We start from the raw sequence: 8,737 nt of genomic DNA on the forward strand, positions 1-8,737 counted from the left end.
GGCCTGAAAAGCAGTCGGCTGCGGGTACCCGCCATGGGCACCCGCAGCCGCCCTGTTTTTTACAGGTACTGACCGGTGTTCGCCACCGTGTCGATGGAGCGTCCGGTGTCGGCGCCCTGCTTTCCGGTGATGAGCGTACGGATGTAGACGATCCGTTCGCCCTTCTTTCCGGAGATCCGGGCCCAGTCGTCGGGGTTGGTGGTGTTGGGCAGGTCCTCGTTCTCCTTGAACTCGTCCACGCACGCCTGGAGGAGGTGCGAGACGCGGATGCCCTTCTGCTTGTGTTCGAGGAAGTCCTTGATGGCCATCTTCTTGGCCCGGCCCACGATGTTCTCGATCATGGCGCCGGAGTTGAAGTCCTTGAAGTAGAGGACTTCCTTGTCACCGTTGGCGTAGGTGACCTCCAGGAAGCGGTTCTCCTCGGATTCCGTGTACATGTGTTCCACGGCCGTCTGGATCATGCTCTGGACGGTGGTGGTCTTGTCGCCGCTGTGCTCGCCGACGTCGTCGGGGTGGAGCGGGAGGCGTTCGGTGAGGTATTTGGCGAAGATGTCCTTGGCGGCCTCGGCGTCGGGACGCTCGATCTTGATCTTCACGTCCAGGCGGCCGGGGCGCAGGATGGCGGGGTCGATCATGTCCTCGCGGTTCGAGGCGCCGATCACGACCACGTTCTGCAGGCCCTCCACGCCGTCGATCTCGGCGAGCAGCTGGGGGACGATGGTGTTCTCCACGTCCGAGCTGACACCGGAACCACGGGTGCGGAAGAGGGACTCCATCTCGTCGAAGAAGACGATGACGGGAGTGCCCTCGCTGGCCTTCTCACGAGCGCGCTGGAAGACCAGGCGGATCTGCCGCTCGGTCTCACCGACGTACTTGTTGAGGAGCTCGGGGCCCTTGATGTTGAGGAAGAAGCTCTTGCCGGTGGCCTGGCCGGTGACCTCGGCGACCTTTTTGGCCAGCGAGTTGGCGACGGCCTTGGCGATGAGCGTCTTTCCGCATCCGGGGGGCCCGTACAGCAGGACACCCTTGGGCGGCCGCAGTTCGTGCTCCTTGAAGAGATCGGGGTAGAGGTACGGCAGTTCGACCGCGTCGCGGATCATCTCGATCTGGCCGCCCAGACCGCCGATCTGCTCGTAGCCGATGTCGGGGACCTCTTCGAGGACGAGTTCCTCGACCTCGCTCTTCGGGACGATCTCGTAGACGTAGCCGGAACGGGGTTCGAGCAGCAGGGCGTCGCCGGGGCGGATGGTGATGTCCAGCAGCGGCTCGGCGAGCCGCACCACCCGCTCCTCGTCGGTGTGCCCCACCACGAGGGCGCGTTCGCCGTCCTCGAGGATCTCCTTGAGGGTGACGATGTCGCCGACGCGCTCGTACTCCATGGCCTCGACCACGTTGAGCGCTTCGTTGAGCATTACTTCCTGGCCGCGGCGGAGCTCTACGAGTTCCACGCTCGGGCTGACGTTCACCCGCAGTTTGCGACCGCCGGTGAAGATGTCCGCTGTGCCGTCCTCGTTGGCCACGAGGAAGACACCGAAGCCGGCCGGCGGCTGTGCGAGCCGGTCGACTTCTTCCTTGAGGGCCACGATCTGGTCGCGGGCCTCACGGAGCGTGTTGGCGAGTCGCTCGTTCTGGGCGGACACCCCGGCCAGATTGGTCTGCAGCTCGACGATCCGCTCTTCGAGAATCCTCGTGTGTCGCGGAGAGTCGGCGAGCTTACGTCGCAGGACGGCGATCTCCTGCTCAAGGTAGGCAATCTGCCCGGACGGGTCGTCGGACCCTCGTCCCGGGCGGATGCCGCGGTTCATGTCGTCGTCGTGGGCTGCCACGGTCCTCACCTCCTCCAAGGGGAGCTGGACGCTTCCAGACCCTACCTGGGTGGGTGTCGATTGAAACCCCTAGATCACAAAGACTGTCAAGGTGTGTCGTCGGTCACCCTGCGCTCTCCCTCACGCCGAGTGGATACCCACTCAACGTGATTCAGAAGCGGACTGTTCCAAGGCCGGGTCGGTCAAACCCCTTCACGACGGACGTGAGTTGCCGTACGGGCGGGTTCGACGCCCGTCGGAAACCGGCCAAGGCGCCCCTGACTGAGAGTGTCCATGCGGACAGTGTCCGTCATCCGGGGGCGGGAAACCTGAGATCGCGGAGAAAGGCCGTCCGGGCGGGCGGAGGTAGGGTCGAAGATGTTCAACACCCGGCGGAATCAGGAGACATCACCGTGCAGGACGAGGCAGCGGCCGACGGCGAGGCGCTGGAGGTCTGGATCGACCAGGACCTCTGTACCGGCGACGGCATCTGCGCCCAGTACGCCCCCGAGGTCTTCGAGCTGGACATCGACGGTCTGGCCTATGTGAAGAGCCCGGACGACGAGCTGTTGCAGGACAAGGGCGCCACCACGCTCGTGCCGCTGCCGCTGTTGGTCGATGTCGTGGACTCCGCCAAGGAGTGCCCCGGTGACTGCATTCACGTGCGCCGGGTCGCGGACCGGGTCGAGGTGTTCGGGCCCGACGCGGCCTGAGGGTCAGCGGGTGGTCAGACGTTCTGGGCGTTGCCGGGGGTGGAGCGGACGAACGAGCCGTTCTGCCACTGCCACTTGGCGGTCTCCTTGACGTCGGGGCAGCAACTGGGCACGTCCTCGGTCGAGTAGCCGAGCAGTGTCGCGAGCACCGCGCCGTCGCGTACGGCGAAGTCGGTGACGGTCTCGCGGGCCTTCGGGGCGACCAGGGTGGCGACGACACGCGGCTTGGCAGCGCCCGCTCCCTGGGTCAGGACGTAGACACCGTCGGGCGGGGTGCCCATGCCCGCGTCGCAGTGGACCACCGCGACCGTCTCCGGCCGGCCGTCGCCGTCGAGGTCTCCGGATGCCTTCTTCTGTACGACGACCTTCACGGGGCCGCAGTCGATGGGGAAGGCGACGCCTGTGGTCGCGGGTGCCGAGGCGGTGGCGGGCGCGGACTTCGTCTGCGGGCCGGAGGCCTGGGCGGCGTGCGCGGAGTCGGGCTGCAGGCCCGAGGAGAGAGCCACGACGCCGGCGAGAGCCGTGGCGGTGGCGACCCAGTGGATGGGGCGGGTGTTGGTGTGTGCCAGTTCCAGTTCCGGGACGGCGGAGTGCTGCACTAGGAGTGTCTCCTGTGAGGGCTGTGCCGGTGGGGGTGGCCTGCATGCTGCCACACGGCACGGTGCGGGGGAACGGCGGGGTCGACAGTTCGTTCGCCCGGTCACACGGGAGGGTCCGACGGTGTCGGTACTCCAGAAGTCGGTACGTCAGAAGAAAGACGCCGTGGCCGAGTTCCGGAGGACTTCCGGGAACTCGGCCACGGCGTTCGTGCGTTGAGTGCGGCACAGGGCCGCCATTGAGAGGGCTCAGCGGCCGGCGGCGCCGCCAGCGGCGTTGGGGCCGTCGTAGTCGTCGCCGTAGGCGCCCTTGGCGGGGCGGCGGCGGCGCATGGGGGGCTCGACGCCGTCCGCGAGGCGGCGGGCGGTGAGGAGGAAGCCGGTGTGGCCGATCATCCGGTGGTCGGGGCGGACGGCCAGGCCCTCGACGTGCCAGTTGCGGACCATCGACTCCCACGCGGTCGGCTCGTTGAAGGAGCCGATCTCACGGATGGACTCGACGGTCCGCGCGAGCTGGGTGGTGGTCGCGACGTAGCAGCACAGGATGCCGCCGGGCACGAGCGCCTTGGAGACGGCCTCCAGGCACTCCCAGGGGGCGAGCATGTCGAGGATGACGCGGTCGACGTCCGTGTCGGACAGGTTGTCCTGGAGGTCGCCGACGGTGAGCTGCCAGGCGGGGTGCGGGCTGCCGAAGTAGCGCTCCACGTTCTGCTGGGCGATCTCGGCGAAGTCCTCGCGGCGCTCGTAGGAGTGCAGCATGCCCTGGTCGCCGATGGCGCGCAGCAGGAAGCTGCTGAGCGAGCCGGAGCCGACGCCCGCTTCCACGACACGTGCGCCGGGGAAGATGTCGGCGAAGGCCAGGATCTGCCCCGCGTCCTTGGGGTAGACCACGGCGGCGCCGCGGGGCATGGACAGGACGTAGTCGGGGAGCAGGGGGCGCAGCGCGAGGTAGGCGACGTTGCCGGTGGTGCGGACAACGCTGCCCTCGGGAGCACCGATCAGTTCGTCGTGCGGGAAGGAACCCTTGTGGGTGTGGAAATTCTTCCCGGCTTCGAGCGTGAACGTGTAGTGGCGGCCCTTGGGGTCCGTCAGCTGAACCTGGTCCCCGACCTTGAAGGGCCCGCGCCTGCGGGCGGCACCGGTCGGTTCGGACATGTGACCAGCCTACCGGCGATTGCTAGGGCCGCCGACCACGCGCGCGTGCCTCAGTTGGGGCGGGCCATGGCCTTCACGAAGGCGCGCTCCACGTCGGCGGCGGACAGGACGCCGTAGATCTCGCCGGTCTCCTCGACCACGAGGTACTCGGTGGCGGGGGTGGCGCGCAACGCGTCCAGGAGGTCCTCTCCGGCCAGCTCGACGGAGACGCGCATGCCGTCCGTGAGGTCCTGGGCGAGGCCGCTGACGACGACCCAGGGGCGGCGGTGTTCGGGGACACCGACGATGGCGGCCTCGCGGACGAGGGAGAGGGGCTGGCCGTCGGCGTCGACGACGACCAGGGCGCGGGCGCCGGCGGCGTTGGCGCGGCGCAGGGCCTCGGAGAGCGGGGTGTTGGTCTCGACGGGTACCGCGCGGCGGGTGAGGTTGCGGGCGCGGAGTTCCGGAAGGTGTTCGCGCAGTCGGGCCATACGGAGGCTGTTGCCGGCGCCGGTCCAGATGATCGCGGCGAGGATCGCGGCGAGCAGGGCGTCCGTGACGGTGTCCATGCCGCTGATGTCCTCGGTGTTGGTACCGAGGGCGCCGGTCTGGGTGAGCAGCGGGAGGCCGATCAGGACGGAGACGGCGAGGGCGCGGCCGACCCAGGCGGCGGCGATCGTGCCGCTCATGGGCCTGCCGGTAATCTTCCAGACGACGGCGCGGAGCATACGGCCGCCGTCGAGGGGCAGGCCGGGCAGGAGGTTGAACGCGGCCACGATGAGGTTGGAGACCATCAGCCCGGCCAGCAGGACGCCGGGGACGGTGCCGGGTTCGACGGGCAGCATGGCCACGTAGAAGATCCCCGAGAGGATCAGCGAGAGCAGCGGGCCGACGAAGGCCAGCACGAACTCCCTGCCGGGCGTCTCGGCCTCCTTCTCGATCTCGGAGACACCGCCGAAGAACTGCAACTGGATACGGCGGACCGGGAGTTTGAAGCGGAGTGCGGCGACGGTGTGGGCGAGTTCGTGCACCAGGACCGAGCCGTAGAAGGCGACCGCGAAGAAGAGGGCCACGAGGTAGCGGGCGGCGCCGAGCTCGGGCAGCACGCGGCCGAGCTGACCGCCGAACACCCAGGTGATGAGCGCGGCGACGAGGAACCAACTGGGCGCGACGTAGACAGGCACCCCGAAAGGCCGCCCCATCAGCAGCCCGCCGCCGGGCTCCTTGGGGCGCTGCGGGGGGCGTCCCTTGGCGATGCGGGGGTCTGCGTGGGGGGCGGCGTTGGGGTCGGTGTGGGCGTAGGGGAGGTTCGGGTGGCTGGGGGTGTGGTCGTGGTCGTCGGTGTTGTCGGCGCCGTGGTCGTTGCCCGTGGAGGTGCCGTCACGTTTCGGCTCACCGTTTAGGCGGCTGGGCGGCGAGGGGGCGGGCGACGTGCCGGGCTCGCTGTGGTCCTGTGCCGCTGGCCCGGACGACGTGTCGGTCGCCTCGGGCGCCGTGCGCTGGTTCGTGGTGGGCGCGGACGTGCCCTCCGTGTTCGTACGGCTGTGCGCGGTGGCTCCGGAGGTCTCTTCCGTCTCCGCACGGTGGTGCGTGGTGGGGCCGGAGGAGTCGGGGGGCGTCTCCGTCTCCGCAGCGCCGTTCTCGGCGGACCCGGACGGTGATTCCGGCTCCGTACGACCCTCTGCGGCAGGCCCGGACGACGTGCCAGGCTCCAAGTCGCCGTCGCGCGTGGTGTGTTCGAGCGACGTGCTCGACTCCTCGCGGGCTTCGGACGACGAGGTCGCGTGCTCGCGGGTCTCGGACAGGGCGCTGACACCCTCGTGCTCTCCGGACGACGTGTTCGCGTCGCCGGGGTCCTGGGACGATGCGCCCGCGGCCCTGTGCTCCCCAGGCGACGTGCTTCCGCCGCGGTCCTGGGATGTCGTGCTCGCGTCCTTGGGGTCCTCGGACGACGTACCCGTGGCCCTGCGCTCTTCGGACGGAGCGGTCGCGTCCGTGCGGTCCTCGGGTGGCTCGGTCGCGCTCTCGTGCTCTCCGGACGACGCCTTCGCGTCCCCGTGCTCCTGAGCGGATGTCTCGGGCTTTCCGTGGGCGGAGTCGTCGGGTTTCGGTTCGGGGGTGCCGGGGGCGGCGGCCGGGGTCGTGGCACCCGTGGCGTGTTCGGTCGGCTCGTTGGTGCCGGACCGCGGCTGCCCGCTCCCGCCGCTCTCGTCCACGGTGTCCCCTCGTTCGAAGCATCCTCCGCACCAACCGGGCGGAGGGGTCTCGGGTCGATGGTATGCGGCGGTCGCGACGCGTTCCGCCCCGGCACCCCCCGCGTTTCCCCGGCTGTCGCGGGCGCGTCGGCCGGGATCGGGTCACTGTCAGTGGCGGGCCGTAAGGTCTGTGGGCATGGAGACCAGTGCGGAGGGCGTCGCGGGGACAGTCGGCGACGAGGGCGCGGCGGCGGAGCCGACCGCGGCAGTGACGGTGGGGACGGGGACCGTGGGCGTGGTCGAGCGCGTCGCCATAGCGCCTGCCTCGTTGTCGCCCTCGCGTGCCAGTGACTTCATGCAGTGCCCGTTGCTGTACCGGTTCCGGGTGATCGACCGGCTGCCGCAGAAACCCAGCGAGGCGGCGACCAGGGGGACCCTGGTGCACTCGGTGCTTGAGCGGCTCTTCGACGCGCCGGCGGCCGAGCGGACGGCGCCGCGGGCCAAGTCACTGATCCCCGGACAGTGGGACCGGCTGCGGGAGTCCCGGCCGGAGGTCGTGGAGCTGTTCGCCGATGATCCCGAGGGCGAGCGGCTGGCGCGTTGGCTCGGGGAGGCGGAGCGGCTGGTCGAGCGATGGTTCTCCCTGGAGGATCCGACACGGCTGGAGCCCGCCGAGCGGGAGATGTTCGTCGAGGCCGAGCTGGATTCGGGACTGAAGCTGCGCGGGATCATCGACCGGGTCGATGTGGCGCCCACGGGCGATGTGCGGATCGTCGACTACAAGACCGGCAAGGCGCCTCGGCCCGAGTATGCCGAGGGCGCGCTGTTCCAGATGAAGTTCTACGCCCTGGTGGTCTGGCGGCTGAAGCAGGTCGTCCCGCGACGGCTTCAGCTGGTGTATCTGGGCAGCGGGGACGTGGTGACCTACGACCCCGTCATCGCCGACCTGGAGCGGGTGGAGCGCAAGCTGCTGGCCCTGTGGGAGGCGATCCGCCTCGCCACGGAGACGGGCGACTGGCGCCCACGCCCGACCAAGCTGTGCGGCTGGTGCGACCACCAGGAGGTGTGCCCGGAGTTCGGCGGCACTCCCCCGCCGTATCCGTTGCCGGTACGGAGGGCCGACGGCGGTTCTGACGGGGGTGTTGAGGCGGCGGTCGGTGTTTCCGCCGGGGGCGCTGAGGCGGCAGGCCCTACTTCCGCTGGGGGGCTGGAGATGGTGGTCGGTACTTCCGGCGAGGGCGCGGATGTACCGGAAGGGGCTTCCGTCTCCGGTCCGGAGGCTGCGGACGATCTCTCCGCCAAGGGGTCATAGGCGAGGGACGGACCTTTCCGCCAAGGGGCCCGTACGGCGTCCCCACCGGAAGCCCGGACACAGCAAACGGGGTTCAAGCCGAAGGCCCAACACACGCCCCCGACGCACGCCCCCACCAAGACCCGGTAGCCGCGCCTCAGGCCGGTCGAGTCGCCCGGCGTCGAGCAGGGCAGAATGGGCCCGGGCTAGCGAAGGAGATTCACGTGGCCATCCGCGTCCTACTGGTTGATGACCAGCCGCTGCTGCGAACCGGGTTCCGGATGATTTTGGAGGCGGAGCAGGATCTCGCGGTCGTCGGCGAGGCCGGTGACGGTCTGCAGGCGCTCGACCAGGTGCGGGCTCTGCAGCCCGATGTGGTGCTGATGGACATCCGTATGCCGCGGATGGACGGGGTGGAGGCGACCCGGCAGATCACCGGTCCCGGGCGGGACGGTCCGGCGAAGGTGCTGGTGCTGACCACCTTCGATCTCGACGAGTACGTCGTGGAGGCGTTGCGGGCCGGTGCCAGTGGCTTCCTGCTCAAGGACGCGCCGGCGAACGAACTCGTGCAGGCGATCCGGGTGGTGGCCGCCGGTGAGGCCATGCTCGCGCCCAGCATCACGCGGCGGCTGCTCGACAAGTACGCCGGTCATCTGCCGTCCGGTGACGAGCCGGTGCCGGACGCCCTGCACACGTTGACCGAGCGCGAGGTCGAGGTGCTGAAGCTGGTGGCGCGCGGGCTGTCGAACGCGGAGGTCGCCGCCGACCTGTTCGTGAGCGAGACCACCGTCAAGACGCACGTGGGGCACGTCCTCACCAAGTTGGGCCTGCGCGACCGGGTGCAGGCCGCGGTGTACGCGTACGAGAGCGGGCTGGTGCGCCCCGGCGCGCAGTAGCCGTCGCAGTCGCAGTCGCAGCAGGCAGCCGTACATGCGGAGAGGGCGCCCCTTCGCTTGCCCGGCCACGGCGTGGAGACAGCCACCGCCTCGCCCGAACTCTTCCT

The 8,737-nt window shown here is 69.6% G+C and carries 7 protein-coding genes; 3 read left to right on the forward strand and 4 right to left on the reverse strand.

Features of this window, described 5'->3' with window-relative positions:
* Positions 1–59: 59 nt before the first annotated feature.
* A complete protein-coding gene (arc, locus tag ACFWP5_RS23320) occupies positions 60–1,826 on the reverse strand; it encodes a proteasome ATPase (RefSeq protein ID WP_384159672.1) in 1,767 nt (588 codons plus the stop codon).
* 386 nt (positions 1,827–2,212) lie between these two features.
* Here arc and ACFWP5_RS23325 point away from each other — a divergent pair, with 386 nt between their 5' ends.
* Positions 2,213–2,518 carry a ferredoxin gene (locus tag ACFWP5_RS23325; RefSeq protein ID WP_384159696.1) on the forward strand — a complete coding sequence of 102 codons (306 nt, stop codon included), beginning with the start codon at positions 2,213–2,215 and terminating at the stop codon, positions 2,516–2,518.
* A gap of 14 nt (positions 2,519–2,532) precedes the next feature.
* Here the strand turns inward: ACFWP5_RS23325 and ACFWP5_RS23330 are convergent, their stop codons facing one another.
* The 3 genes from ACFWP5_RS23330 to ACFWP5_RS23340 all read right to left on the reverse strand — a co-directional run bounded on the left by ACFWP5_RS23330 (position 2,533) and on the right by ACFWP5_RS23340 (position 6,464).
* Entirely contained in the window at positions 2,533–3,117 is a 585-nt protein-coding gene (locus ACFWP5_RS23330) for a hypothetical protein (protein WP_384159674.1), read from the reverse strand.
* A 246-nt stretch (positions 3,118–3,363) separates the two neighbouring features.
* Positions 3,364–4,269 carry a tRNA (adenine-N1)-methyltransferase gene (locus tag ACFWP5_RS23335; protein ID WP_384159677.1) on the reverse strand — a complete coding sequence of 302 codons (906 nt, stop codon included), beginning with the start codon at positions 4,267–4,269 and terminating at the stop codon, positions 3,364–3,366.
* Positions 4,270–4,319: 50 nt separating this feature from the next.
* Positions 4,320–6,464 (reverse strand): site-2 protease family protein, encoded by a 2,145-nt coding sequence (locus tag ACFWP5_RS23340; protein WP_384159680.1) that lies wholly within the window; start codon positions 6,462–6,464, stop codon positions 4,320–4,322.
* 175 nt (positions 6,465–6,639) lie between these two features.
* Here ACFWP5_RS23340 and ACFWP5_RS23345 point away from each other — a divergent pair, with 175 nt between their 5' ends.
* Complete coding sequence (locus ACFWP5_RS23345) at positions 6,640–7,755, forward strand: RecB family exonuclease (RefSeq protein ID WP_384159683.1); 1,116 nt, start codon at positions 6,640–6,642, stop codon at positions 7,753–7,755.
* Positions 7,756–7,958: 203 nt separating this feature from the next.
* Positions 7,959–8,630, forward strand: coding sequence for a response regulator transcription factor (locus tag ACFWP5_RS23350; protein ID WP_329246428.1), 672 nt, complete (start codon positions 7,959–7,961; stop codon positions 8,628–8,630).
* The last annotated feature ends 107 nt before the right edge of the window (positions 8,631–8,737 follow it).

It is taken from the genome of Streptomyces sp. NPDC058469 (assembly GCF_042721125.1).
Taxonomy (GTDB): domain Bacteria; phylum Actinomycetota; class Actinomycetes; order Streptomycetales; family Streptomycetaceae; genus Streptomyces.